Raw genomic sequence first — 25,969 nt, 5'->3', positions numbered from 1 at the left:
ACTTTACTAAAATGTAAGGAGATGGACTTAACTTCTTTAAACTTATTCTATCCAAAAGATAAAAACTAAAACTGCATTTTTTTAAATTTAGTTTTCGCTTTCATAGTCAATTGCTACGGATGATTCTTTCACTTCTTTTATATATTCCAGAACCTTAAGATGAGCTGGATGTACCTGATATTCTTCCATATCCTTCAAAGAATCAAATTTTGTATAGAGTCCAACATCGTAAGATCTTTCTGAATGTAATATATCTGTTCCAACCTCTATAAATTTCAAACAAGGAATTTGACCTTTAAGCGATAGCAATTCTGATTTCATTTTCTGTAAACTTTCTTCACTTTTATCCTTTAATCTAAGTAATACAATATGTGTTAGCATTGCTGTTCCTCCGTAAAAATAATTTATATTTTACTTAATTTTATCTTTGTTATGGTTCATAGTCAAATAAATTTGTTGATAATTATACTCATCAAATATTTTGCAATATTTAGTTAGCAATTCCACAATTTAAATAGTTACAGAAAAAAATATTGTTACTATTCAGCCTCTGACAATACAATATGCAAAACAGTAAACTTCATAAACAATACTCGCATACAATATATTAATGAAATATTAATGGCTCGCTCTCGAAATTAACACTGAAATAATTGCAGTGAAAACAAGCACTTACGCCGACCATATTACACTCCATATCCAGGCTCGGGTCAATACTCACAGCAACCGATTTCCGCTTTATCAGCTAAAATATTGTGTTACACCTTTTATTTCTTACGTCAATTTCTAACAGAACATCGCAATTAAATATATCGCTACTTAGTACTATTTCTTAATATTTATTGTAAAATTGTTACAAATAATTAAATTAATAGTTGAATTTTCTAATTAAGCAATGTATAATTATTCAGTAGCATGAGTATTCATTCATTTTTTATTTTCATACGTTTCAGTTAGTTTTATTCAATCAATCGCTTATATCTATTTTTTTGATAAATCCCTATTATTTGGGGGGACTGACAATTTGCCAGTCCCCCACTTTTTATGTTTACTTTTAATTTATACAATTTCTTATTATACTCAAATTTTCCATTTGATAATTACTAATATATCAGACATATAACCTTGTCTAGGTTCGTAAGGTCTTTTATTAGGTCTTTAATAATTACCAATGTTGCAAACATATCTTTTATAAAACTCAAACACAGATTACTTACTAATGTGAAAAAATTGGATTATTTTTTAATTTCTTAAATAAACTTATTTATTGCTCAAATAACTATAGATACTCAAAAGCCCCTCAAGTCTAGTCATCTTATTCTTAGGATTAAAGTTTCCATTGCTTCCATTCATCGCCTTCAAACCAGACGCAATACAAACATATCCTAGCAAATCAGGATCAATTTTATTAGCATCCTTAAAGTTTGATTTATATATACCCTTTATTTCTGCAACATTCTTATAGCCAAGGAATCTAACAAAGTACTTTGCTGCTTCTTCTCGGCTTATAGCTGAGGTTGGTGCTTTTTCTTCCTTAGTAATTATTCCTGAATATATTAAAGAATTATACATATTTTCAATAGTTTCATCATCCATTTTGTTACCAAAATAGAACTGATTATTTAGCTGACACAGTAAAATAAAATAATCTTTCTGAAGTAAGTTTTCTTTAGGCTTTAATTGGCTATCAAAATATCTTATAGACATTTGAGTAAGAATTTTAATCTCATTTTCTGCCTTTAGTCCCTCAATATCAGTATAATCCAATACTTCATTTTCAATATAGACTTCCCCTGAATTATCTAGAATATCACCTGTCTTTGCACTTATTACAGATGGTTTATCTGTATTAATAAAGTAACCCAAAACGGCATTATAAGCTTCTTCGTACTCACTCCATACCTTTTCATTTTCTGTCTTTGAATAATCACTGACATATCTGATATCATATCCTATTTTGTCAAAAAGAATATCATAAATTTTTTCTACGGCTATTATGTTTTTTGGAACCTCAAAGGTTGTATTTTTACTCCAATTACTATTTGCTCCGGAAACATTTCCTATAACATTATCATATGATATTTGTACATAATTGTCAGGGCATTCCACTCCGTTTTCCATTCTTACAAATCTAAATGTATAATAATCCTGATTTTTTTTCTCAAAAGCAACTGAATAGCTGTCATCATACTTTAATTTATCATATTTACCAGGCATTAGGCTTTTTAATACATCCTCACAAATAGCTTTTGCTTCTTCCTCAGTCTTTTTTGGCTTTGTACTTTCTTCTTGTGAACCAGTAAAGCCAAAGTTTTGGATTTCACCAGTTTTTGCATCAATTTGTATATCTCTGTATAAAACTTTATCTTTACTTATTTCCTTTTTATAGTTTAAATACCATATAAACGATTCATTATCTCTCCAATCCTTACTCAAATAAGAATTTGCAAGCTTGAAGCTATCATCAAGACCAAAGAAACTTATCCCCCTTACCTTTTTATCAGCATTTTCTTTGGACATAACATCTGACATGCTCTTAACAGCCTCAAGTTCTTCAGGTGTTAAATTTATATTTCCACCTGCTGCTGCAACCACTGCACTTTTGGCAGCAGTATCAAAGCCATACTCGTCATATAAGTAACGTCCAGTGCTAACATCCTCCACTTCACCTGTCAATCCATCTATGTATTTGTTTGAATATTTAGGTACATATGCTAAATATGAAGTCTGCATATTGTCTTTTGTTTTTATCATATATACCAATTTTAGCCCAAGCTTATCGATAAAAGCTTTTTTTGCCTGTTCATTGCTTATAATCTTAGAAGCATCTTCAAAAGTAATTTTACTTGTGTGATTGCAGGTATAATTGCTAACATCTCCTGTAAACTTATTTACACTGATACTTATATCGTTAGAATAGTATTTTATACCATTTGCCTCTCTTACATAGCTAAATATGTATTCACTGTCTTCTCTGTATGTAATGTTTTGCTTAATAAGACTGTATTGTTCTAATAGCTTTGAATCAAGATTATTTATAAACTTCTCTGCAATTTCTCGGCTTTGATCTTCTGAAAACTTAGGTATTTTCTTTTCATATGAATGTGTTGAACGATCATACCAATAATAACGTCTGATTAAATTATTTTCATCAATAGAAACATTAATTGATTTACCCTCAGTATCACTGGTCCATTCTAAGTTAAATGAAGTTAAGCCTCCTTTATTATTTATGTAGTAATTAAAAATATTACATTCTTCTGGTATTTCAATTTTCTCTCTTACTGCTTTAATTGCAATGGCTAACGCATTATCTTCTGAAGCTACATCGCTTGCCATTGCAGGCACTATAAATGTAATCATCATAACAACTACAAGCAGCATTGAAATAATTTTTTTCACAACAATTCCTCCTCGGTTTTAAAATTATTTTTACTAATTATTACTAATAACTATAATCTATAGACGATATTTTATTTTATATGTTCCAAACTTTTTTAAAAATTTTTTGCTTATAGATTTACTTTAGGTTATGATTTCTATAGGCATGGAATGCTAGAATTAATCAATATTTAGTATCACCCTTAACCAGTACTTAGGCTAACTAATAAGCATTTCTCAATTACAAAAAAAGGAAAATTTTTTCTACATTACAGTTCTGCCTCAACTATTGCCTTAGAACTGAAGAAAGCAGCTCATATATAAAGCTGCTCTCTTGTACTAAAAATATGTAATTTTAAACTAATTTTTAACAACAATTATTAATTTAACTTTGGTATTTTCAGTTCTTGGTTAACATACAGGCTATTTGCATCCTTCAAGTTATTGAACTTAATAATGGCATCGTATTTGTTGGAATTACCATAATATTTATTGCTTATTGAACTGAGTGTTTCTCCTGGCTGAACTACATGTATATCATACTCGGTATTTTCACTATTATTATTGCTCTCAGTATTTTCTTTACCAGAGTCAGCTGCATTATTTTTGCCGGTCTGAGTTTCATTATTTGGCTTCTTGTCAGTTGTATTGTTTTTATTATTAGCCTGAGTTCCTGTATTTTGATTTGCCCCATCAGCATCATTATTTTGCTTACTACTATCAGTTTCTTCATTATCACTTGAAGATAATGTCGTAGAATCACTAGCTTCAATATCACCTAGATCATCTAGAAATTCATCCGTATTTTCAGCTGCATTGGTATTATCTGCAGTGATTGAACTTACGGTGCTATCTGCAGGTTCTTTGTCAGAAGCTAATATATTACTGTTTTGAATAATCAAATATGCCATAAATAAAACACCTGATATAACAACTACACAAACAAATGCAAGTATGTAATTCACAATATTTTTTTCTTTATGAGAATAATCATCTACACTTTCATTGTAATAATCATCTTGGCTTAGTCTTCTATAATTGTTGGAGGGGTACTCAATATTTAAAATTTTATCCACTTTGATAATCATGATAGTAATGCTATCTTCTATACCATTTTTCAAAGCCTCTTGAAATAGAATACTTGCCATCTTTGAGCAATCAAGCCCTGAATTAACAACAGCCTCAATCCTGCTTTTACTTACAGAATTTAGCAATCCATCACTACAAATAAGAAAAATGTCATCCTCTTCAATTTCAATAGTTGGAGATGCTTTTACTTTTGTTTTTGACTCCTCTTCTGCCAATTTTAATATTTTTTCTGTATCATTATAGATATCTGCTGAATTTGGAGTTATCCCTAACATTTTAAGTTTTTGGGTTTTTCTGCTATCATTTCTAGCAAACACATCATAGCGTTCACCCTGTCTGTACAAAAAGACTCCGTTATTACCAAGGTTCATCACAACAGCCCTATTATTATCTACAATAATTGAAGAAAAGCCCGTGAGAACTGATGAGTCCTGATTATGTAATACTGCAGATTTGCTATATATCAGATTACTTGTCAGCTGCACTGATTCTGATATTTTTTCTGCGATATACTCTAATGAATATTGCTGCCTTTTTATATTCTCATGGTATTTTTTAATTTCTTTTATTGCTGAAATACCATTTGTATCGCCATCATCTATACCCATTGAATCGGAAACAGCAAAAATAAAATTATTGGAATATTTCTCGAAAGAGCACTGAATACTCTCTGTATTAAGACAATTAGAAAAATTGCCATTAAAGTAAAAATCATCTTTATAAGAATCTTTACTGGCACAACTTATTACTGCAGCGTTCAGCTTAATGTTTCCATCCACAGCATTTCACCCCATATCGTATTTTAAATTTCTTTGTATCTTTTGTAAAACTCAAACTCTGTACCTTATGTTAATAGGCATTAAACAGTACAATTAACTAAAGTTTGAGATATTTAATTATATTACTGCTTAATTATGTAATACATTAATGTTATTATTATTTAATTAAATTACATAGATGTAAACAGGTTACACAAAGTTAGTATAGCATACCATATAAAAAAACAAAAGAATTAATTCTCTAGCAAAGTTTCATTTCAGCATTTTTGTCAAAAAACAAAGCATGTTATATTGAATATATTGTTTTGAAATAGCACAATAGCAATGTATAAGCTAACTGCATTTTTCTATATTTTTTGAATAATAAAAAATGGGGACCCTGCCAAGCAGAAATTCCCCACTTTATTTGAATTGTTCACCTATGTAGTTTTCATTTACTTTGATGAAGTAAATGCATTTAATATTGATTTTATTACAGAACTTGCTATATTGATTATGTTAAGAATATTTTCTGCATTAATCGAAAAAGAGTCTGTAACATTTTCCTCAACTGTTGATACAATTGAATTTGCTTTATCTATAGTACCTTTTGCACTGACTGCAAGTTCATCAACACTTTTAAGCGTTTCTGGCAATGCTGAAATAGTATTTGTAACACTATTAGCGTTGTTATCTATTAAATTACTTACTTTTTTTACGACCTTTAGGCAATTTATTAGCAGTATAATCAAAAATACACCTACTATAACAGCTAAACAAAATATTACAAACCAAGCAACTGCACTAAGGTCTACCGTAACTCTCATATGCAACTTCCTTTCGTATATAGAGCTAAAATGCTTTAGCTTTAAAAAATATGTATTGTTAAGCTTTATTATTCAGCATCTACAGCATCTTCAGCTTTTTCAGTTACGCTATCCTCAGTAGCAGCAGCATCACAGCTGCAGTTCTCTTTTTTTACTATTTCTTCTATCTTTTCTTTAGCAACATTTAGCCCTTCTTTTACATTTTCAAGGGTCTTTTTAGTTGTATTTGCTATATCTTCTCTAGTTTCTTTACCTGACTTTGGAGCTAATAATACGCCAGCAGCAACGCCAACTGCAGTACCAATTCCAGCACCTATGGCAACATTTTTTGCTGTTTGTTTTTTGGATGATTTTCTCTTCTGAAATAAATCTTTTAAGTTCATATATACGACCTCCTCAAAAATTAGTAACAATCAATAACTTTCATTTTGAAAGAAATTGATTATAAATAAAAAGCAAAATTTATATTTACAATATTTACTAAAACATATATACACATATTATACGTCTTTTATATTAAAATTGATAGACATATATAACATATTTTTAATAAAATTAATCTGATAATTTAAACTGCATATTAATATACTTAATATTTATATTTTTTATTACCCATTAATTTCTAAACCGCTTTTTGAATTATACTTTCTAAAGCTTTTGCAAGCTGGTCAGGGCAAGAAGTTCCTCTTCCTTGACAATTAATGCCTTTAAGTCTATTTATTACATCTTCTACAGACATTCCTTCAACTAAGTGACTAATACCTTGAAGGCTTCCATCGCATCCTGAATTGAATTTTACACTTTTAATTATACCGTCCTCAATGCTAACATTTATTTGTCTTGAGCATGTTCCTCTTGTTTTAAAAACTATATTCTCCATATAAAGTCCCCCAATACCGATTATCATCCTATTGTTCATTTTATCTTTAAAAATTCAGTAAGCTATTCTAATTTTAACATTCAATCATTAATAAGTATATTTTGATTATTATAATTTATGGATTATTTACTGTCAAGAATTATATACAATATATCACATACACCCCATAATTGAGGTACAATGTTATATAATTTATTAGCTATATCATCATTTATAAGCCATAAAACTATAATTCTTAATAAGTATGCTAAGATAATAGTAAACTGTTGCTAAAGGCTATATTGTGTGATTATACAAATTCTGTTAAACTATAACTATTAGCTTAAATAGCAATAACCTTTTCTATTTGTATTCTTAATTGGTATAATAAGAGTTGTTTATAATTAAGCTATTTTCAACTTGATAAGTAAAATTAACTATTGTACATACTTAAAGATAGTTTTGTGTCTGAAAACAAGCACAAAACTATAATTAACAAATCAATATTTAGGAGGTAATGGCTTGAATAATACTATGAATGTTTTGTTTGCTTCTTCCGAAGTATTTCCCTTTGCAAAAACAGGTGGCCTTGGGGATGTGGCTGGTTCACTGCCCAAAGCAATTTCAAAGCTAGGTACAGACATCAGAGTAGTTATGCCCAATTATGGGTGTATATCTAAGCATTTTAAAGAATCAATGGAATATTTAGGATATATATATATCGATCTTTCATGGAGACACCAATATTGTGGTGTTTATAAGCTTGTCTATGATGAAATTACTTACTATTTTTTAGACAATGAATACTATTTTAACAGATCTGAATTATATGGAGATTTTGACCAAGCAGAGCAGTTCACATTTTTTAGTAAAGCCATTATTGAAATGCTGCCTCTCATTGGTTTCAAACCAGATATTATTCACTGTAACGATTGGCAAACAGGAGTTGTTAGCTTACTATTAAAAGCAAACTATCGTTATATACCATTTTATAGCAATATAAAAACAGTATTTACAATTCACAATTTAAAATACCAAGGTATTTTCCCAAGTGATGTAATTCCAAACTTGCTGGGAATAGGTTGGGAATACTTCACTCCTTATGGGATAGAATTTTATAACAATGTAAACTATATGAAGGCAGGTTTGGTATATTCTGATTCAATCAGTACTGTTAGCCCAAGCTACGCACAAGAGATTAAAAACAGCTTTTATGGAGAAAATCTAAACACCCTATTAATACATCGTTCAAATGATTTATATGGAATTTTAAATGGAATTGACTACGAAAAAAATAATCCTGAAACGGACAAAAGACTTTATGCAAACTATTCGGCTGATAATTTATCAAATAAATATGAAAACAGACGCCTGCTTCAGCAAGAACTTGACTTGCCTGTAAGACCTGATGTGCCAATTATTAGCATAATATCCAGACTTACTGCCCAAAAGGGATTTGATCTTATAGAATGTGTACTTGAAGAAATTTTGCAAATGGACATTCAATTAATTGTTTTAGGAAAAGGTGATGAGCATTATAAGTGGGTGTTCGAAAATGCTGCTTATTGGCATAGAGAAAAAGTCTCAGCCAATATAACCTTTAATGACACATTGGCTCAGAGAATTTATGCTGGGTCTGATATGTTTTTAATGCCATCACTATTTGAGCCATGCGGACTTGGCCAAATTTTCAGTTTCAGATATGGTTGTGTTCCAATAGTTCGTGAGACTGGTGGCTTAAATGATACCGTTTTGTCTTATAATGAACAAACCGGTGAAGGGAATGGATTTACATTTACAAACTACAATGCCCATGATATGCTTTACACTATCAGGAGAGCAGTAGACTTCTATAATAATAGAAAAGATGTATGGAATTTGCTGATTCAAAGAGGAATGAGAGCCGATTTCAGTTGGCAAAAATCAGCACAGGCATACTTGGATATGTATCGCAAAACATTAACCAAAAAATAAGCCATTAATTGAAGAGCATCTCGCAATGTAAAAAATGCGGGGTGCTCTTATTTTAAGAAGGCTATGTCATACCAAATAATTGATAATTGGAATTTTTACAGGAAAGTCAAAAACTATCCTATAAACAGTGATTTGATTATTTCGACTTTTCTACTATTGTAATGCTATAAATCTTTCCAAGAGTGGAAGGATAGATTGTTTGAATATATCCGTCGTAAGTAATTTCAACCACATCACCCACTTTAGGTTCAGGTGATGCTGGCATATTTTGAATGGGAATACTAAAACAATCTGATGACTTCAATTCCAAAGACCCTTCTACTGGTGTCACAGGCATTGTGCCGTTAGCAATCTCTGTGATTGTTGCTTGAAATACTGTCTTTGTACTTTTAGCATCAGTACTTGGTTGTTCTTTCTGCCCGCAACCTGCCAATACAAATACTAAGCATAGTGCAAATAAAAATATCCTCTTCATAGTTTAACTCTTCACAAATTCTAATTTTACATCACCAACGGAATTGCTGATAAGTCTGTTTTTCGATAAAATCCAAAACGTCTTTAACGATAGGAATTTATCATCAACTCCTTTGTAGAGATTATTTCCTACTATTATCATGCTTATGAGGACAAACCTTAATACAAATTCCACATACAGAACCTCGTCCTATATGCTTAAACTTTTGGCTCATATACTCAGAACAGGCTTTAGCATCAACTAACTGGCTGCGGTCTGAACCAACTGTCCACTCCTTTCCTGTCAAAGCAAGTGCTGGGCATGAACTCACACATTTATTGCATGAACTACATTGGCTTTCCATTATTGTATTATCAGACGCAACCTCTAAATCTGTCAACACAGTTCCAAGCCTAACTCTAGGTCCAAATTCCTTGTGAATAAAAAGTCCGTTTTTCCCAATCCACCCTAGCCCTGCTAAAACAGCTCCTGTTTTATGGGGAAATACTCCACTGTATGGAACTTTTGATGTAGGTATGCTTTGCGAAGCAGCTATAGAGTAGGCATTGTACCCCTTTTTATTTAGTGCTAGCACAATTCTTAGTGAAAGTTGGTCTATCATAGTATTCACAGACCTATAATGATTAAAGTAGGTAAAAGTAGGTTTATCATCTATTTCATCAATTATTGCATCAGATAATCTTATTCCAAATGTTATTGCATACTGATACTTTTTCAACTCATCTGGCAGGCAATCCCCAACCTTTGACATTCCCACAAATGATGCTCCAAGCCCTAATATAAATTCTTCAAGTTCATTACTAAATAACATGCTAGACTCCATTTAACAGTTCCTCCAACGACAAAAAATAATATTTAAAATGTGTACACTCATTGCTTGATTGCCTAAATCTTCAAAAAGCTGCTTGCTGGTTTTTGTGGCTCGAAAGGCGCACCATGTTTGCACAAATTATATTTTCTCAAAAAGCTGCTTGCAGTTTTTTGTGGCTCGAAAGCGCACCATGCTTGCACAAATTATATTTTCTCAAAAAGCTGCTTGCAGTTTTTTGTGGCTCGAAAGCGCACCATGCTTGCACAAATTATATTTTCTCAAAAAGCTGCTTGCAGTTTTTTGTGGCTCAAAAATGCACCATGTTTGCACAAATTATATTTTCTCAAAAAGCTACTTGCAGCTTTTTGTGGCTCGAAAATGCACCATGTTTGCACAAATTATATTTTCTCAAAAAGCTGCTTGCAGGTTTTGTGGCTCGAAAACACCATGTTTGCACAAATTATATTTTCTCAAAAAGCTGCTTGCAGTTTTTTGTGGCTCGAAAGCACCATGTTTGCACAAATTATATTTTCTCAAAAAGCTGCTTGCAGGTTTTGTGGCTCGAAAGCGCACCATGTTTGCACAAATTATATTTTCTCAAAAAGCTGCTTGCAGCTTTTTGTGGCTCGAAAACACCATGTTTGCACAAATTATATTTTCTCAAAAAGCTGCTTGCAGGTTTTTGCAATGCGAAGAGAACTATGAATGCACAAAGCTGAACTTCGCATTTTTACCTCTTCACCTCCCATATTCAGGAAATATGGAAATATTTTTTTTATTATGCTATAATTATAAATATTATAGCACAAAATAAGACTTATTTTTATTTTACAAAAGATACCAGGGAGGTTTTATGAATCCTATAGAAAGTAGAGAACTTGCCGAAAACAAGATAATATTATTGTATATCATCAACAATCTAGAAGCTCCTGTTTCTAACCTGCTTCTAACTAAAATAGTACTAGAAAATAAGCTTATGAACTATATATTCCTGCAGCAATATCTTGATGAACTATGCGAAGGAAAATTATTAGAAAAAATTGATAGTGATGATAAACTTTCATACAAAATATCTCCAGCAGGTAAACAGAGTTTAGATTATTTTGTTTCAATCATTGCCGCTGGTACAAAGTCTAGAATCGATGAAGCCCTCACAAATAATAAAAAACGCATAAAGCATGAAAGCAGTATAATTTCAGATTATACCGCAATCAGTGAAAATCAATATCTTATTACTCTAAAGATACTAGAAGGTAATTTCACTTATGTTGATTTAAAATTAACTGTAGGCAGTAAAAATGACGCCAAAAAGATTTGCAATAATTGGAAACAAAATAATGAAAAATTATATAAAAAGATTTTATCTGATTTAACAGATGAAGTATTCTAATTATATACTTCAAAATAAAAATTACTTTTATTTTAAATAAAGCGCCAACCGTTATCTATTTTTCAAAATTGCTAAGATCATGGTTGATTTGTCTTGCCCTACATTCTCTTATTAATAGATTAAGTTGGTGCTTAACAAATGCAAGCCTTAAGCTAGCAATTTTTTTCTTGCCATAATCCTCTTTAACGCTGTTCAGATGGTTTTCACAAAGCTTCAAAAATTTATATGTATTTTGAACCTTATCAATAAGAGTTTTATCATTTATAAACTTTATATCTGATGCTTGTATATACTCATAGTTAATATTTGAATAATTAAATCTATCTCTCATACTCTTCTCCCACTATGCTCCAAAATAAAATACCACTATATATATTCCTATTATCATTTTTTTATGCCAAAGTTTTAAAAAAATTTTATAAATTTGAGTAAGAATGAGAGTAATTAAATAATTATATCCCCTTATTAAAGAAAAAAAGAAAAAGAACTACCTAGGTAGCTCTATAACTGAATTCTTTTCAGATTGTTTATACAATACAAATTTACTTCCAATTACTTGAACAATTTCTGACTGTGTCAACTCAGCAATTTCCTCACATACTGTTTTTGTGTCACACTCAGCATTTTTTAGAACTGTTGCTTTTATTAATTCTCTTGCCTCTAAAGCATCAGAAAACTGTTTTACCATATTATCGCTTATTCCGCCCTTACCAACTTGAAAAATTGGCTGAATATTATTAGCTAGTGATCTCAAATAGCTTCTCTGCTTACCTGTAAGCATATATTTCCTCCATTTTATAATTCTTATTATAAATCTTAGTATTCTTTCATATTTTATTAATATAATTTAGTCCATATTTTAAAAACCTGAAGCAGATGAAACAAAGCACTATTATTTTGAATAGTCAAACTCTGTATCATAGATTCTTACAGTATCCCCTTCTTGAATTCCCATTTCTTCAAGAGCCGCTATAACTCCCTTTTTCTTCAATGCTCTTTGGAAATACTGCAGGGATTCATAATTATCTAAATTGGTTGAGCCCAATACCTTTCTAAGCCAATTGCCCTCAACAACATAAACTCCGTTATCAATGTGAATATCAAAAGGCTTTTCATCCTTTGCAGTATATACAACCTCTTCATCTTTGTTTTCATCTATCAAAATAGTATCTGGCAAAGTACTAAGGGTATTTGAAATATAGTACATTAACTCCTTTAAACCTTTGTTTGTAGCAGCAGAAATGCCAAATACCTTATAGCCTCTGCTCTCAAGTTCAGCCTTGAAGGCTGCATATTTTTCTTCTGTTCCTGGAATATCCATTTTATTTGCAGCAACAATTTGAGGTCTGGAAGCAAGAAGTTCATTATATCTAAGCAGTTCTTTATTAATAGTTTCAAAATCCTCTATTGCACTACGGCCTTCAATTTCAGATACGTCAACAACATGAACCAGCAGCTTTGTTCTTTCTACATGTCTTAAAAATTCATGTCCAAGCCCAACGCCCTCACTGGCACCCTCAATCAATCCTGGAATATCTGCAATTACGAAGCTTTTTCCTTCGTCAATTTTAACAACACCAAGATTAGGAACCAATGTTGTAAAGTGATAATTTGCAATTTTAGGTTTTGCAGCAGAAACCATAGATAATATAGTTGACTTACCTACATTAGGAAAACCAACAAGGCCAACATCTGCAATTACTTTCATTTCCAGAATCAAAGAATACTCTTCACCAATATCGCCGCTCTTTGCAAAGTTTGGAATCTGTCTGGTAGGTGTAGCAAAATGCTGATTGCCCCTGCCCCCTTTTCCACCTTTTGCAATAACACATCTTTGGCCCTGCTTAATCATATCAACAAGAACCATTCCAGTAACTTCATCTTTTATAATAGTTCCACGCGGCACCTTAATAATTAAATCTGCGCCATTTTTTCCAGAACAATTTGAAGTTCCGCCATCTTCTCCCGATTGAGCCTTAAAGTTCTTTTTATATTTAAAATCTATTAATGTATTTAAGCCCTCATCCACTTCAAATATAACGTCTCCGCCTTTTCCGCCATCACCGCCGTCTGGGCCGCCTGCTGCTACATATTTTTCACGATGAAATGAAACACATCCATTTCCGCCATTTCCAGCCTTAACATGTATTCTAGCACTGTCCTTAAACATTTTCCTCTCCATTTCCAATCCGGATAAGTTTATTCTTAATCCTATCCAATAAAAAACAATCTAATCTTCAAATTTTATTGTGAACTAATCTATCGGCTAATATACGATGATATCGACAGTATTATTACCGTTTTGATATAAACCCAAAGGCTATTTACAAAGTTTGGGTTAAATTAATTTGATTATTACTCGCTAAAAGATAAATTCGAAAATATCAATAACCAGAAAAAGGTAGAAAATGCCTATCACATTTTCTACCTTATATTATTCGTTTAATGCGATAATATTAGTCAGCAGTTACAATCTTAACCTGCTTTCTATCTCTGCCAAGTCTTGCAAACTTAACCTTTCCATCCTTCAATGCAAACAAGGTATCATCCTTGCCAATACCTACATTCTCACCAGGATGAATTTTTGTACCTCTTTGACGAACAAGAATGTTTCCAGCTAGAACAAACTGTCCATCAGCTCTTTTTACACCAAGTCTTTGAGCCGCACTGTCACGACCGTTTCTAGAACTACCAACACCCTTTTTATGAGCAAAAAGTTGTAAATTAACCTTTATCATGAGACTACACCTCCTCATCCATTACCTTCACATAGTCCGGATAAGCATACTCTATCTGTTTGAATCCTATTTCCGCAGTAGCCATAATTATATTGGCATCATGTCTTAGTTGGGGCGATAAGTCCATATCAAGCTTGCAGGATACATATCCATCCTTATCTCTCCGCTTATAAAAGCCTTTCAAGCCTATAATTTCCTCAATAGCTCCTAATGCTGTAAACGTAATTGCAGAAATTGCTGAACATACAATATCACTGCCTTCTTCGGCATAATAAGCATGTCCCTTAACAACAAACTGTTTAATATTTCCTGCTAAATCCTTACCTATATTAATTTTAATCATTAATCAATCTAATCCTTAAGCATTAATCTTTTCGATTTGAACCTTTGTATAAGGCTGTCTGTGTCCTTGCTTCTTCTTAATGTTCTTTTTTGGTTTGTAATGAAAAACTGTGATTTTTTCACCTTTACCATGGTTAAGAACCTTTGCGCTAACAGAAGCAGATTCTAGTATTGGAGCTCCGAAGTTAACTTTTCCATCCTTTGATACTGCAAGAACTTTATCAAAAGTAATTGCTTCTCCTTCTTCTGCGAAAAGCTTTTCAACGAAAACTACATCGCCTTCTTGAACTTTATACTGTTTTCCACCAGTCACTATAATTGCGTACATGATACACCTCCTACTAACAGTCTCGCCGGCAAAATGACATTCACACATCACAGGCAATAGTTATAAACTATATTTTGAAAGCCTTGGCCGAGCGGTTACCGATATAGTTTAGCATAGTAATGAGTTATTGTCAATTACTTTAATTTTTAACTCATTTGGCTTAAAATCACTAGATGTTGATGCAGAAACCCTCACATCTACTTTTTTAGCTGCATTTAAATCAGATATTTTATTTATATTTTCTTCAATAACAGACACAACCGAAGGATGTACCTCAAATATTACTTCTTTAGCCTTAGTGGTGCCAAGATATTCCTTTATCTTTTTTAAAACCTCCATAGCATTTGTTTCAGAAGTATATACCTTTCCAGTTCCTTCACAAAGCGGACAGTCACAGGTCATAATAGTAGAAAGTTCTTGTCTCATTTTCTTTCTGGTCATTTCAACAAGACCCAGCTGTGTCATTCCAAGAACTATAGCTTTTGTTCTATCATTTTTAAGGCATTGCTTTAGAGAATCAAGCACCATTTGCTGGTGTTCACTGTTATTCATGTCGATAAAATCAATTATTACAATACCGCCAATATCTCGTAACCTCAGCTGCTTTGCAATTTCTCTGGTTGCCTCAATATTTGTTTTAAGAACTGTATCCTCTAAGTTATTATTCCCAACAAATTTGCCTGTATTTACGTCTATTACTGTAAGTGCTTCAGTTTTATCAATTACTATATATCCACCGCATTTCAGCCAAACCTTTCGAGAAAGAGCCCTCTGAATTTTTGTCTCTATCTGGTAATAGTCAAAAATATCATAATCCTTTTGAAATAATTCAACTCTGTTTTTTAGAGCAGGTGAAATCATCTCAACTAATTCAATTACCTTATAATATTCTTTCTCATCATTAATTACAAATCTATCTATATCCCAAGTAAATAAATCCCTTACTGATCTATAAACTAAATTAACGTCCTTGTGAATACATCTTGGAACAGGCCCGCTGCTTTCCATCTGTTTAATTTTTTCCCATAGCTTAGTAAGGAAAGAAACATCTTCAATAAAATCTTCCTCATTTTTGCCCTCTGATACAGTCCTAACTATTAGTCCCATATTATCAGGCTTTAGTTTTTCCGCTATTTTTTTAAGCTTTTGTCTTTCCTCATCACTTTCAATTCTTCGAGATATCCCCACATAATCGGCATTGGGCAGCAATACCAAATTCCTTCCAGGCAAAGTTATATGCGTTGATACCCTTGGTCCCTTAGTGCCAATAGGCTCTTTTATTACTTGAACAGTTAATTCTTGTCCTACTTTAAGTATATCCGAAATGCTGTACTCAGCAAAATCCCTATATACTTCCATTTCATCATCAGAATAATCTTTTTGTGGAATAGCATCCCCTACATATAAAAAAGCATTTTTTTCATACCCTATATCTATAAATGCAGCTTGCATACCAGGCAAAACACTGCTAACTTTTCCTCTGTATATATTACCAACAAGTCCTTGATGGCTAGTTCGCTCAATATGAATCTCTGCAAGTTCTTTGTCCTCAAGAATGCCAACTCTAATTTCTGCTTCATTGACATCTACAATCATTTCATTAATCATCCAATCACCTCAAATGTTACTATAAAACAAGCCCGTCCATTGGATCTAAAAGTTGGTTCTGAGCCATAATAAACAACTTTTCCCTATGAATTCTTTCAATTTCATAATCAAGCTTCATAAAATCAAATATTGAATCAATTAATAGTTCCGGTTTCAAATTTGCTTTGCTTCCAGCACTCACCAGCATGGAAAACTTAACAATACTAAATGTACCGCATGGCTTATATTCAAAATTTAAATCAAAAATCATATCCCGAATATTTGTATCTTTAATGCCGCTTTTAGTTCTCTTCTTAACAATTATTTCATTCTGAGCAAGATATTTATTTAAGCTTGTTTTTATATCCTTTTCTGTACACGGAGAATTAATACCAACAACTACAGAGTATCTAGATGCAGCAATTAAAGCCATTATATTATCCTTTGATTTCCTAGCCTTTGCCGCTATAATTTCCAGTCCCTTAGGCAGCTGTGAATTCAATCTTGTTAGAAATTCATTAACAGACATCTGCTCATCTGTAATTTCAAAATCGCCATATTCAGCTTCACTTGTAACACCAACACTCAATGGTAATCCAAAAACCATGTTAGGATGCGGATTGAAGCCTTGTGAATACGCTATAGGAAGCCTTGCCCTCCTTATTGCACGTTCAAACACCTTCATCAAATCAAGATGTGATATAAACTTAACTTCGTCGCCACGCTTAAATTTAGTTCGAATATTAGCCAATGCCGTTACCTCCACAAATACCACTTTCGAATACAGCAGCTCCACATCCACCGCAATTTACTCTACAGTTTGGTGTAATCTTTTCCTCATAAGCTTTTTTACTTTCATTTATTAAAAACTTCTTTGAAACACCTATATCTATATGATCCCAAGGCAAAATTTCATCATACTCTCTCTTACGCGTTGCATAGAAATATGGGTCTACGCCACATTCCTCAAAAGCCTTCATCCAAATATCATATTTAAAATATTCGCCCCAGCCATCAAATTTACATCCAAGTTCCCATGCTTTAATTAAAGCCTTACATATTCTTCTGTCTCCACGGGCAAAAACAGCTTCTAAAAAGCTTAGTTTATTTTCGTGATAATTATATGTTATCTGTTTTGAACGTATTCTTTCTTTTAATAGCATTTGCTTCTGAGATACATTTTCAATGCTGTCCTGAGCCTCCCATTGGAAAGGAGTGAAAGCTTTTGGAACAAATGTAGCCGTGCTGACAGTAACATTTAAGCCCTTTCCTTTTTTCTCCATTGGAACTCTTTTGTATGCATGTACAACCTTATGAGCCAAATCGGCTATTCCTTCTACATCCTCATTGGTCTCTGTAGGCAAGCCTAGCATAAAATATAGCTTGACTCCATGCCATCCACCATTAAAGGCAAGTGAAACAGCATTTAACAAATCCTCTTCCGTTATCCCTTTATTTATTACATCTCTAAGTCTCTGCGTTCCCGCCTCTGGCGCAAAAGTCAATCCGCTCTTTCTCACCTTCTGAGCTTTTTCCATTAAATCTAATGAAAAGGAATCTAATCTTAAGGATGGAAGAGATAAACCTACTTTTCTCTCTTTCATTTCATCAAGAAGTTCTGTTGTGAATTCTTCTAATTGGCTGTAATCACTAGTACTAAGTGATGTTAGTGATATTTCCTCATAGCCAGTGCTTTCCTCAAGCTTTTTAGCTAACTCCATTAATCTTTCATGGCTTTTTTCTCTTACAGGTCTATAAATAAAACCAGCCTGACAAAATCTACAGCCTCTGATACAGCCTCTGAAAACCTCTAACATTATTCTGTCATGCACAATATCTGTATATGGAACAATCATTTTTTCTGGATAATATACCTTATCCATGTCCTTTATAATGCGTTTTTTTATCTTTACAGGGTACTGTGGCTTTATTGGTGTAAAACTTTTAATAGTGCCATCTTCATTATAGTCAAACTCATAAAATGAAGGTACATAAATACCTTCTAGCTTTGCTATTTCTTCAAGAAAAGCAATTCTTGATTTTCCTGTGCCCTTCCATTTTACATATTCATCCATAACTTCATTAATAATTTCTTCACCTTCACCAAGCATAAAGAAATCAATTATATCAGCAAGTGGCTCTGGATTATATGCACATGGTCCGCCTGCACAAACAAATGGATCATTATCCTTTCTATCGGCTGTTGTCAGCGGTACGCCCGCCAAATCAAGCATGTTTACTATATTAGTAAAACTCATTTCATATTGAAGAGTAAATCCAATAAAGTCAAAGTTTTTTATTTCGTCTTTAGTTTCGAGAGCGTATAAAGGTATATTATTCTCACGCATCTTAGCTTCCATGTCTGTCCATGGCGCAAATACCCTTTCACAATAACAGTCTTGTCTTTCGTTTAACAGATGATACAGTATTTTCATACCAAGATGCGACATTCCAATTTCATAAGTATCGGGAAAACAAAATGCAAACCGTATATCTACAGTTTTTGGATCTTTAATAACACTATTCCATTCATTCCCAGTATATCTTGAGGGTTTCTCTACACTTTTCAGTAATCCATCTGACAGCCTAATGCTCATTTTTATCTCCATTTCATTTGTTAATGATAACTTTTATAAATTTTTATATTAAACACACACCTATAACAGCATAAAACTTACTTTTATATGTGCATGTATAATTAACAACTTAGTCTTTATTAATAACTTAACTAGCATTTTTCAGCCTATTAAATAAGCTTAGTCTATGAGGGTTCAAATTTATTAATGGTTTGCTGACAAAATAATTGCAGAATTTATTAATCATTCATGCAACTATTTCTAACCCAACCTTCCATTTATATATCCTCCCATCTTCAATTGAAAAAGTTGTGATAATAGGCTTTAAGCTCTACATTTTCAGTTAATAAAATTTTGTTTGTATTGTTTTAATATATAACTTATAAAGCTTTCATAAATTAATTTAATCTATATTTACTAGTTTCATCGGGTTATCAATCTTTTATTCAATAATGCTATTTTGTCAAAAATATAAGCGCTCTCCATCTTATGAAGTCGCTTAAATAATGGCCTAAGTGATGCGATTTGAACGCACAATCTCTTGCTCCCTAAGCAAGTCCAAATAACGTATATAAATTATGTAACGTTAAATTCTCAACCTATTCTAACACGGAAGTTTACCTAATAAAAGATATCAGATTTTTTATATTTCGTCAATTGATTAGTGTGCTGTTATAAATCAAAACAGTACAAATATAAGTATTTAGATACTATTTTGATATATAAATTTTATGGTAATAAATAATTGAATATAAAAAATACTGCATATCATTTTTAATATGCAGTTTTATGTAATTTTTTAGCAATCTTTTTGTTCTGACAATATAATGATTATTTGAAAATAAAACGCACAAATAAATTTATGACAGAGTTATGTCCATAAACAAAGCAAACAAAAAAGCAACTCTCAAAATCAAGAAAGTCGCTTAAATTAATGGTCGGAGTGATGCGATTTGAACGCACAACCTCTTGCTCCCGAAGCAAGCACCCTACCGTTGGGCTACACCCCGAAATATTTGAAATAATGTTTTATCATTTATCATATATATCGAAGATAATAACCATAATTTCTCCAACTCTTATATTTTATATCTAAGCTTTGTAATTTGCAATACAAACAATAGGGTTCTGCATGAAATTAGACTTTAGTTTATTTATTATTTTTCTACATTCTTATCACAACTTATCACAAGGAAATATTCTCGTAATTTTACACCACAGAACCATATTAAATTTTTATATTCTTAAAGTCATTTATCCTATTAGTTATAAATTCTATTATTTGCTTGTGTTCTGCTTTTCCATTGCCGGATATTATAATAGGCTCTCCAAAAGATATACATATAGGCTCTTTTCTTCTAATTGGGCCTATATCCTTAATCAGCTTTCCATTCCCCCAAAAATCGGTCTTAATAGCAATGGGTATAATAGGAACACCTGCCTCCTTTGCCAGCTTAATCCCCAATGAATTAAACTTTTCTGGATCAAACTCTACGCGTCTTGTACCTTCTGGAAATAAAACAACTGATGTACCATTTGCAATTCTATCTTTTCCTTGATTAATTACGTTAATTAAGTCTTGCCTAGAATTCTTTCTTGAAACAACAATGGGATCAAGACTTTTCATAATTGGTCCAAAAGCAGGAATTGAAGTTAGAACATCCTTAATAACAAAAGTTATTTTTTTCATAGGTACTATGATGCAAGGAAAAACAAAGGTTTCTAATACACTCATATGGTTACTTACAAATACAACAGGACCTTTTGCTTTTTTTATATTTTCAATTCCGTCAATAAATACTTTTCCGCCACAGTTCTCAATATTTTGAAGAATTTTATAGCTTGAATTGGCGAACTTCTCCATATTAAAGCTGCCTTTACCCACTAACCGTCTTGCTTGTATAATTACTTTCACATAAGTATATACAAAATACCATCTAGTATTCAAAAATATCTTATCAAAAATAATTCTTTTGCTTCCGCTTGTCTGATACTTATCTCCATTAAAAAATTGCTTACCCAAAATATCACGCCCCGATTTTTATGTTATGGTTAAATTAAATTTCTTTGAAGTACTGATTTGAAACTATTGAGCAACAATATATAATTGCAATAGTTTCTATCCCATCAAATTAACTCGACAGACATCAGTTATTATATATCACAAATCCTTCCATGTCTACCACCCATCTTTATTCATTTATATGCTTTAGAATACATTTTAATTCTATCTTATTGCCCTTATGAATACAAATATATCAAGGAGGTTAGTTTTCAACAAACTATCTCTTCTAGATATTTTGATGCTTCTATATTCAAAGCAGGAGTAATCTAAAAAGGTCAGTCCTCAAATAATCACAAATAAATTTTGCCAATGCATTAAATATGATTAATGTAAAATTCAATTTAACATATTATGCCTAGAATGGCGTTGGAGGTCAATATGAGTAGATTTACTTTTATAATAACAAGCAGAAAAAAACTATTTCTTTGTATAATTTTAATATTATTTATTATACTTGCTGCATTTTCTATTTCAAAGCTAAATTATCCTCATACTGCTCAAGTGATAGAGGTTGACAATTCTATAACTAAGCCAGTCATATCACCTGAAAATGAAAACAGACAATTAAAAGGCATATTATCCAGTATTCTTCCATCAGAGAGCAAATTATTATTCGAAAACAGTTCAAGAGGAATCTCAGATGTATATACTCCAAGTGAACCTCCTTCAATTACACCTAAAGAGGTTCTTGAAAAAGGAAAGACTTTGTCTTTTATTTTTACATATACAAATGAGGATTATCTTCGCCCAATTTACTCAGACACATGGAAACAGGCATATTATCAAGGTTGGCTGTATCTTCCGCGCAAAATAATATCTGCTAGACATAATCTTTTTATATATCCAGACAATTCAAATGATATTTTTAATATGGAAGGTGAATTAGGATTTAATCCATCTTTGTCAATTGATGACCAGAACTATATTAATATAATGATTTATAATTTTGATTTGCAGAAAGTAGTTCAATTGGAAAACCAAATAGTCCTTTCTGGAATTCCTGCAAAAAAAGGCGTTCAGATAATATCAATAAAAACAAATGATATTGCTATCCAAAATGAAGATGAACAGCTTTCAATACAATTATGTACTCCAAAAGGGTTAGAACTAGATTATCAAACCATAAACTTCCCTCAAGTTCCAAATGGTACAGATGATTTTGGTGCTGTGGAAGAAACTTTTTTGAATTTGAGCAGTGTTAGTAATATAGTAGACGAGAATACAATTCTTAAGCAGGAACTTAAACACTATATCTCAGATTCACCAAGCCCTATATATTTCCAATATAATGGAGGGTATCAAACCGCTAATATATTAAGTGAAATTATAGACTTGGAAAATGCCATAAATTGTTCTTCTCCCATAAACTATAGTATTTTATACGATAATAAAAAGTATGTTAGTCCTATTTTTCATCCCGAATGGAAGAAGCATTCTGACAAGGATTGGTGTTATATTCCACGAAAAATGTATCTTAACATGAAAAAGCTGTTTGTTCTGTCCTCAGATAAGGATGTCGCCTTTGATTTGTGCGCCGAATTAGGATTTTTTGAGGAATTCCCTGACATTAGTGAAAATCAAGTGGGACTACTTGTAAGTAATTTTTCTGTGTCAGCAGCACATATATTTGAAGATAATATTTTATTATCTGGAAGTCCATCTAGAACAGGAATTCAAGTAGTTGGCTTAGATAAAGAAAAATTAAAGAAACACAAGGAATACGCTGTTAGATTAGTAACAAAAGACCTGTGTGAAATAGATGTAGATGTCATAAAAAACTAAATTAGCCCATCGTGCAATTGATTCTGAACAGAAATTGTTTCAATTTATTGGCGAATAACAGTTAAGTCTGCTATGGCCTGTTGTAAAACAAGAAATAATTTAACTAAAGCTGTACTAAAATTATAACCATAGCTTATACTTGTACACGAGTATAGAATAGATAAATGGGATACTTGGTCAAAGAAATTTGATATAGTTTTATCAAATTTCTTAGCAGTATCCCATTTAAATAAGTTTGTACGGAAGTATAAGTAAAGGAGTAATTTTTTCTGTGTGTTATATAAAATAATTAGAACATCGCGTTGAATATTAATAATTATCTTAATTTATATATAATATTAGTCCTATTGATTATAGTAATGAATACATATGCTAATAAAGCGCTGATAGTTCCTTGGATTAGGTTACCTGGCAACTCTGAAACTATAGTCATAAGCGCTAAATTTTCATCAATTAACCTTAATACCAAAAGTTCAAAAATTAAATACCCTGAAGCCATAACCAAAACTCCAACAGCTAATGCAATTATTCTTCTTATAACTGATTTTGAATCATTGTTACTTTTATTTGCAATAGCACCAACTATATATCCCTCGAGCCCTTTCACAATGAATGTAATAGGAGCAAATATAAAAGCACCCAATACCAAATCTGCCAAAGCAGAGCCAAATGCACCTGCAATAAAACCTGATTTTCTGCCTAGAAGTATTGCTGTAATCATAATTACAGCATCTCCTACATTAAAATATCCTTGTGCTATTGGACTTGGTATATGCAAAAATGGCAAAAAAGTAATTAAAAACACCAAAGCAGTCATTAATGCATTAACAACTAGTTTTTTTGTAGAAATTTTATTCATTTATCAATCCCCTAGCTTAAATAATAGTAAAGAGTCTAAAGCAAATTTTGCATTTTTACTCTTCTTCTATTCTAATTGCATTTAATACACTATCAATCGAGTTCAGTTCTTTTAACCTTGAAATGTTACTTTTTAACTCTTTCTCCACAACTACTGGAGTAATAAAAGCAAACTGATTATTTTTTGAACCTATTTCAACAAACTTTAACTCTTGATCAAATACAGTGCAGATATCTTTCTTGGCTTCTTCAATATTACCAGCCTCAACTACCACCAAGAATTTCGACATACTATCTCCAATAGCAAGAATGTTGTTATCATTATTTCTAACCCATACGTTGTTAGTACCAAAATCTGGATGCTTGGCAATATCTATTATATCTGCTACAACTGCGCTTGCTGTAGGCATCTTGCCCGCTCCTCTTCCATAAAACATTGCATCTCCAATAGCATTACCTTTTACAACGATGGCATTGAATACGTCTTCAACATTAGCTAATGGATGTTCTTTTGAAATAATTGCAGGGCTAACTCTAGTAAAAATTTTGCCATTAACCTTTCTACTGATAGCTATTAGCTTAATTACACTGTCAATTGCCTCCGCATATTTCATATCGTCTGTAGTAATCTTTGTAATTCCCTCAGTGTATATATTTTCAGGATTAACATATTCGTTGTACGCTATTGAAGATAAAATAGCAAGTTTTCTGCAAGTATCGTGTCCCTCAACATCGGCTGTTGGATTTTGTTCCGCATAACCGTTTTTCTGAGCTTCCTTTAGTGCTTCTTCAAAACTTTTTCCATCCTTTTTCATATGAGTCAAAATATAATTTGTAGTTCCGTTTAGAATACCAGTAATTCCATTAATCTCGTTAGCTGCTAGACATTGATTAAGTGGACGTATAATAGGTATTCCACCGCCTACACTTGCCTCAAAGAGATAACTTACTCCGTTTTCCTTTGCCAACTGTAAAAGTTCCGGTCCTTGTGTTGCTACAAGTTCTTTATTTGAAGTTACTACACTTTTACCTGACATTAAAGCCCTTCTTGTAAAATCAGCTGCAAATGTTACCCCACCTATAGTCTCTACAACAATATCTACACTATCATCATTAAATACATCATCTGCGTTTTTTGTTAAAATGTCTGCATAAGGGCTGTCAGGAAAATCACGAATGTCTAAAATCCACTTAACTTTAATTTCTTGACCTGCACGATGTGCTATGCTTTCACTGTTAATTTTAAGAACCTCAGCGACTCCACATCCTACTACCCCAAATCCTAAAATAGCTACATTAATCATATTTACCTCCCATGTTCACCATCTCACAAAATATACTTAAATTATTACGTTAATTAACCCCTCTAATAACCTACTAATCTAATTACATCTCTACACTAGCAAAACCCATTTGTATTTTTTAGCTTGAAATCGCACCATATATGCAGTAACATTAATACACTAGCAAAAACGCTTGCGTTTTTGGAGCTTGAAAATGCACAATGTTAGATTCTTATTAAAAACTTAATTTTCAAGCTGTTATCTTGCCAATATTTCGCATCTTCTGACGCCCTCTATTTTTTCAATTTCACTCATCAACTTTTGCATATCATCCTTCATTTCAAAGGTTTCAATAGAAACAGTTACATCAGCTAATCCATTAATGGGAATATTCTGATTAATAGTTAAGATATTAGCCTTGGCAGAAGCTATTTTATTTATAATGCTTGAAAGTATTCCTGAAAAGTCTTCAACTACAAAAAAAAGTGTTAAGACCTTTCCTCTTGAAGTTTCGTAAAAAGGAAAAATATAGTCTTTATATTTATAATAAGCACTCCTGCTAATTCCGACCTCTTTAACAGCATCGTTGACAGTTTTTATCTTGCCAGTACTTAATATTTTCTTAACCTCTATAACCTTAGAAAATACTTCAGGTAAGATATACGAATCAACTAGAAAAAAAACTGATTCCTGTTTCATACGCCCTCCTGTCCGTGTCATACGTACAATTGTATTCCCTTGGTGATATATTAGCACATTTTAATTTTCTTTGCAACCAAAAAAGATATATTAATCAAATTATCCGATTAATATATCTTTTACCTTTACGCTATAATTTTAAATATT

24 protein-coding genes and 1 tRNA gene are annotated in these 25,969 nt (G+C 31.9%); 3 read left to right on the top strand and 22 right to left on the bottom strand.

Features of this window, described 5'->3' with window-relative positions; genetic code table 11:
* Positions 1-87: 87 nt before the first annotated feature.
* From EHE19_RS07575 to EHE19_RS07550, 6 genes are all read right to left on the bottom strand, one after another.
* Positions 88-381, bottom strand: a complete 294-nt coding sequence (locus EHE19_RS07575; protein ID WP_137696511.1) for a Dabb family protein — start codon at positions 379-381, stop codon at positions 88-90.
* Between the two features lie 879 nt (positions 382-1,260).
* Positions 1,261-3,402 carry an S-layer homology domain-containing protein gene (locus EHE19_RS07570; RefSeq protein ID WP_137696512.1) on the bottom strand — a complete coding sequence of 714 codons (2,142 nt, stop codon included), beginning with the start codon at positions 3,400-3,402 and terminating at the stop codon, positions 1,261-1,263.
* A 359-nt stretch (positions 3,403-3,761) separates the two neighbouring features.
* Positions 3,762-5,249 carry a LysM peptidoglycan-binding domain-containing protein gene (locus EHE19_RS07565; protein WP_137696513.1) on the bottom strand — a complete coding sequence of 496 codons (1,488 nt, stop codon included), beginning with the start codon at positions 5,247-5,249 and terminating at the stop codon, positions 3,762-3,764.
* A gap of 434 nt (positions 5,250-5,683) precedes the next feature.
* Positions 5,684-6,055, bottom strand: a complete 372-nt coding sequence (locus EHE19_RS07560) for a hypothetical protein (RefSeq protein WP_137696514.1) — start codon at positions 6,053-6,055, stop codon at positions 5,684-5,686.
* A gap of 68 nt (positions 6,056-6,123) precedes the next feature.
* Positions 6,124-6,438: a YtxH domain-containing protein gene (locus EHE19_RS07555; protein ID WP_137696515.1), complete on the bottom strand. Its 315-nt coding sequence runs from the start codon at positions 6,436-6,438 to the stop codon at positions 6,124-6,126.
* A 239-nt stretch (positions 6,439-6,677) separates the two neighbouring features.
* A complete protein-coding gene (locus tag EHE19_RS07550; protein ID WP_137696516.1) occupies positions 6,678-6,935 on the bottom strand; it encodes a TIGR03905 family TSCPD domain-containing protein in 258 nt (85 codons plus the stop codon).
* A gap of 513 nt (positions 6,936-7,448) precedes the next feature.
* Here EHE19_RS07550 and glgA point away from each other — a divergent pair.
* A complete protein-coding gene (gene glgA, locus EHE19_RS07545; protein WP_137696671.1) occupies positions 7,449-8,888 on the top strand; it encodes a glycogen synthase GlgA in 1,440 nt (479 codons plus the stop codon).
* Positions 8,889-9,024: 136 nt separating this feature from the next.
* Here glgA and EHE19_RS07540 read toward each other — a convergent pair whose 3' ends face one another.
* Both EHE19_RS07540 and EHE19_RS07535 read right to left on the bottom strand, forming a co-directional pair.
* Positions 9,025-9,363 carry a lipoprotein gene (locus EHE19_RS07540; protein ID WP_137696517.1) on the bottom strand — a complete coding sequence of 113 codons (339 nt, stop codon included), beginning with the start codon at positions 9,361-9,363 and terminating at the stop codon, positions 9,025-9,027.
* 121 nt (positions 9,364-9,484) lie between these two features.
* A complete protein-coding gene (locus EHE19_RS07535; RefSeq protein WP_244648357.1) occupies positions 9,485-10,186 on the bottom strand; it encodes a 4Fe-4S double cluster binding domain-containing protein in 702 nt (233 codons plus the stop codon).
* Between the two features lie 841 nt (positions 10,187-11,027).
* On the opposite strand from EHE19_RS07535, the gene EHE19_RS07530 reads away from it, so the two are divergent.
* Entirely contained in the window at positions 11,028-11,564 is a 537-nt protein-coding gene (locus EHE19_RS07530) for a DUF4364 family protein (RefSeq protein ID WP_137696518.1), read from the top strand.
* 55 nt (positions 11,565-11,619) lie between these two features.
* Here EHE19_RS07530 and EHE19_RS07525 read toward each other — a convergent pair whose 3' ends face one another.
* The 11 genes from EHE19_RS07525 to EHE19_RS07475 all read right to left on the bottom strand — a co-directional run bounded on the left by EHE19_RS07525 (position 11,620) and on the right by EHE19_RS07475 (position 21,158).
* The gene (locus EHE19_RS07525; protein WP_137696519.1) at positions 11,620-11,895 is read right to left on the bottom strand and encodes a hypothetical protein; all 276 of its coding nucleotides are present in this window, start codon (positions 11,893-11,895) and stop codon (positions 11,620-11,622) included.
* Positions 11,896-12,051: 156 nt separating this feature from the next.
* Positions 12,052-12,345, bottom strand: coding sequence for a ribosome assembly RNA-binding protein YhbY (gene yhbY, locus EHE19_RS07520; protein ID WP_137696520.1), 294 nt, complete (start codon positions 12,343-12,345; stop codon positions 12,052-12,054).
* 111 nt (positions 12,346-12,456) lie between these two features.
* Positions 12,457-13,734 carry a GTPase ObgE gene (gene obgE, locus EHE19_RS07515; protein WP_137696521.1) on the bottom strand — a complete coding sequence of 426 codons (1,278 nt, stop codon included), beginning with the start codon at positions 13,732-13,734 and terminating at the stop codon, positions 12,457-12,459.
* Between the two features lie 286 nt (positions 13,735-14,020).
* Positions 14,021-14,302 carry a 50S ribosomal protein L27 gene (gene rpmA / locus EHE19_RS07510; protein WP_137696522.1) on the bottom strand — a complete coding sequence of 94 codons (282 nt, stop codon included), beginning with the start codon at positions 14,300-14,302 and terminating at the stop codon, positions 14,021-14,023.
* Between the two features lie 4 nt (positions 14,303-14,306).
* Complete coding sequence (locus tag EHE19_RS07505) at positions 14,307-14,645, bottom strand: ribosomal-processing cysteine protease Prp (RefSeq protein ID WP_137696523.1); 339 nt, start codon at positions 14,643-14,645, stop codon at positions 14,307-14,309.
* A gap of 15 nt (positions 14,646-14,660) precedes the next feature.
* Positions 14,661-14,972, bottom strand: a complete 312-nt coding sequence (gene rplU / locus EHE19_RS07500; protein ID WP_137696524.1) for a 50S ribosomal protein L21 — start codon at positions 14,970-14,972, stop codon at positions 14,661-14,663.
* 108 nt (positions 14,973-15,080) lie between these two features.
* Positions 15,081-16,580, bottom strand: a complete 1,500-nt coding sequence (locus EHE19_RS07495; protein WP_137696525.1) for an Rne/Rng family ribonuclease — start codon at positions 16,578-16,580, stop codon at positions 15,081-15,083.
* 19 nt (positions 16,581-16,599) lie between these two features.
* Positions 16,600-17,310, bottom strand: coding sequence for a TIGR03936 family radical SAM-associated protein (locus EHE19_RS07490; protein ID WP_137696526.1), 711 nt, complete (start codon positions 17,308-17,310; stop codon positions 16,600-16,602).
* Entirely contained in the window at positions 17,303-19,156 is a 1,854-nt protein-coding gene (locus EHE19_RS07485) for a TIGR03960 family B12-binding radical SAM protein (RefSeq protein ID WP_137696527.1), read from the bottom strand. Before EHE19_RS07485 ends, EHE19_RS07490 begins: the two co-directional genes overlap by 8 nt.
* A gap of 914 nt (positions 19,157-20,070) precedes the next feature.
* Positions 20,071-20,145, bottom strand: a tRNA-Pro gene (locus EHE19_RS07480).
* Positions 20,146-20,363: 218 nt separating this feature from the next.
* Positions 20,364-21,158: a lysophospholipid acyltransferase family protein gene (locus tag EHE19_RS07475; RefSeq protein WP_425314300.1), complete on the bottom strand. Its 795-nt coding sequence runs from the start codon at positions 21,156-21,158 to the stop codon at positions 20,364-20,366.
* Between the two features lie 420 nt (positions 21,159-21,578).
* Here EHE19_RS07475 and EHE19_RS07470 point away from each other — a divergent pair, with 420 nt between their 5' ends.
* Positions 21,579-22,982: a hypothetical protein gene (locus EHE19_RS07470; protein ID WP_244648356.1), complete on the top strand. Its 1,404-nt coding sequence runs from the start codon at positions 21,579-21,581 to the stop codon at positions 22,980-22,982.
* A 316-nt stretch (positions 22,983-23,298) separates the two neighbouring features.
* Here EHE19_RS07470 and EHE19_RS07465 read toward each other — a convergent pair whose 3' ends face one another.
* The 3 genes from EHE19_RS07465 to EHE19_RS07455 form a co-directional block, all read right to left on the bottom strand.
* Positions 23,299-23,841, bottom strand: a complete 543-nt coding sequence (locus EHE19_RS07465; protein WP_137696529.1) for an ECF transporter S component — start codon at positions 23,839-23,841, stop codon at positions 23,299-23,301.
* A gap of 55 nt (positions 23,842-23,896) precedes the next feature.
* Positions 23,897-25,144, bottom strand: a complete 1,248-nt coding sequence (locus EHE19_RS07460; RefSeq protein WP_137696530.1) for a homoserine dehydrogenase — start codon at positions 25,142-25,144, stop codon at positions 23,897-23,899.
* A 237-nt stretch (positions 25,145-25,381) separates the two neighbouring features.
* Complete coding sequence (locus EHE19_RS07455) at positions 25,382-25,822, bottom strand: ACT domain-containing protein (protein ID WP_137696531.1); 441 nt, start codon at positions 25,820-25,822, stop codon at positions 25,382-25,384.
* Between the last annotated feature and the right edge of the window lie 147 nt (positions 25,823-25,969).

It is taken from the genome of Ruminiclostridium herbifermentans (assembly GCF_005473905.2).
In the GTDB taxonomy this organism is placed as follows: domain Bacteria; phylum Bacillota; class Clostridia; order Acetivibrionales; family DSM-1351; genus Ruminiclostridium; species Ruminiclostridium herbifermentans.
The sequence above is the reverse complement of the archived record's forward strand: the minus strand, read 5'-3'. Positions and strand labels throughout refer to the sequence as shown.

Excerpts from the sequence above, each read along its gene's own strand:
- EHE19_RS07470 (WP_244648356.1), top strand. The coding sequence starts at position 21,579 with ATGAGTAGATTTACTTTTATAATAACAAGCAGAAAAAAACTATTTCTT.
- EHE19_RS07540 (WP_137696517.1), bottom strand. The coding sequence starts at position 9,363 with ATGAAGAGGATATTTTTATTTGCACTATGCTTAGTATTTGTATTGGCA.
- EHE19_RS07525 (WP_137696519.1), bottom strand. The coding sequence starts at position 11,895 with ATGAGAGATAGATTTAATTATTCAAATATTAACTATGAGTATATACAA.
- obgE (WP_137696521.1), bottom strand. The coding sequence starts at position 13,734 with ATGTTTAAGGACAGTGCTAGAATACATGTTAAGGCTGGAAATGGCGGA.
- EHE19_RS07535 (WP_244648357.1), bottom strand. The coding sequence starts at position 10,186 with ATGGAGTCTAGCATGTTATTTAGTAATGAACTTGAAGAATTTATATTA.
- EHE19_RS07495 (WP_137696525.1), bottom strand. The coding sequence starts at position 16,580 with ATGATTAATGAAATGATTGTAGATGTCAATGAAGCAGAAATTAGAGTT.
- rplU (WP_137696524.1), bottom strand. The coding sequence starts at position 14,972 with ATGTACGCAATTATAGTGACTGGTGGAAAACAGTATAAAGTTCAAGAA.
- EHE19_RS07485 (WP_137696527.1), bottom strand. The coding sequence starts at position 19,156 with ATGAGCATTAGGCTGTCAGATGGATTACTGAAAAGTGTAGAGAAACCC.
- EHE19_RS07505 (WP_137696523.1), bottom strand. The coding sequence starts at position 14,645 with ATGATTAAAATTAATATAGGTAAGGATTTAGCAGGAAATATTAAACAG.
- rpmA (WP_137696522.1), bottom strand. The coding sequence starts at position 14,302 with ATGATAAAGGTTAATTTACAACTTTTTGCTCATAAAAAGGGTGTTGGT.
- EHE19_RS07575 (WP_137696511.1), bottom strand. The coding sequence starts at position 381 with ATGCTAACACATATTGTATTACTTAGATTAAAGGATAAAAGTGAAGAA.
- yhbY (WP_137696520.1), bottom strand. The coding sequence starts at position 12,345 with ATGCTTACAGGTAAGCAGAGAAGCTATTTGAGATCACTAGCTAATAAT.
- EHE19_RS07560 (WP_137696514.1), bottom strand. The coding sequence starts at position 6,055 with ATGAGAGTTACGGTAGACCTTAGTGCAGTTGCTTGGTTTGTAATATTT.
- glgA (WP_137696671.1), top strand. The coding sequence starts at position 7,449 with ATGAATGTTTTGTTTGCTTCTTCCGAAGTATTTCCCTTTGCAAAAACA.
- EHE19_RS07455 (WP_137696531.1), bottom strand. The coding sequence starts at position 25,822 with ATGAAACAGGAATCAGTTTTTTTTCTAGTTGATTCGTATATCTTACCT.
- EHE19_RS07530 (WP_137696518.1), top strand. The coding sequence starts at position 11,028 with ATGAATCCTATAGAAAGTAGAGAACTTGCCGAAAACAAGATAATATTA.
- EHE19_RS07465 (WP_137696529.1), bottom strand. The coding sequence starts at position 23,841 with ATGAATAAAATTTCTACAAAAAAACTAGTTGTTAATGCATTAATGACT.
- EHE19_RS07550 (WP_137696516.1), bottom strand. The coding sequence starts at position 6,935 with ATGGAGAATATAGTTTTTAAAACAAGAGGAACATGCTCAAGACAAATA.
- EHE19_RS07460 (WP_137696530.1), bottom strand. The coding sequence starts at position 25,144 with ATGATTAATGTAGCTATTTTAGGATTTGGGGTAGTAGGATGTGGAGTC.
- EHE19_RS07555 (WP_137696515.1), bottom strand. The coding sequence starts at position 6,438 with ATGAACTTAAAAGATTTATTTCAGAAGAGAAAATCATCCAAAAAACAA.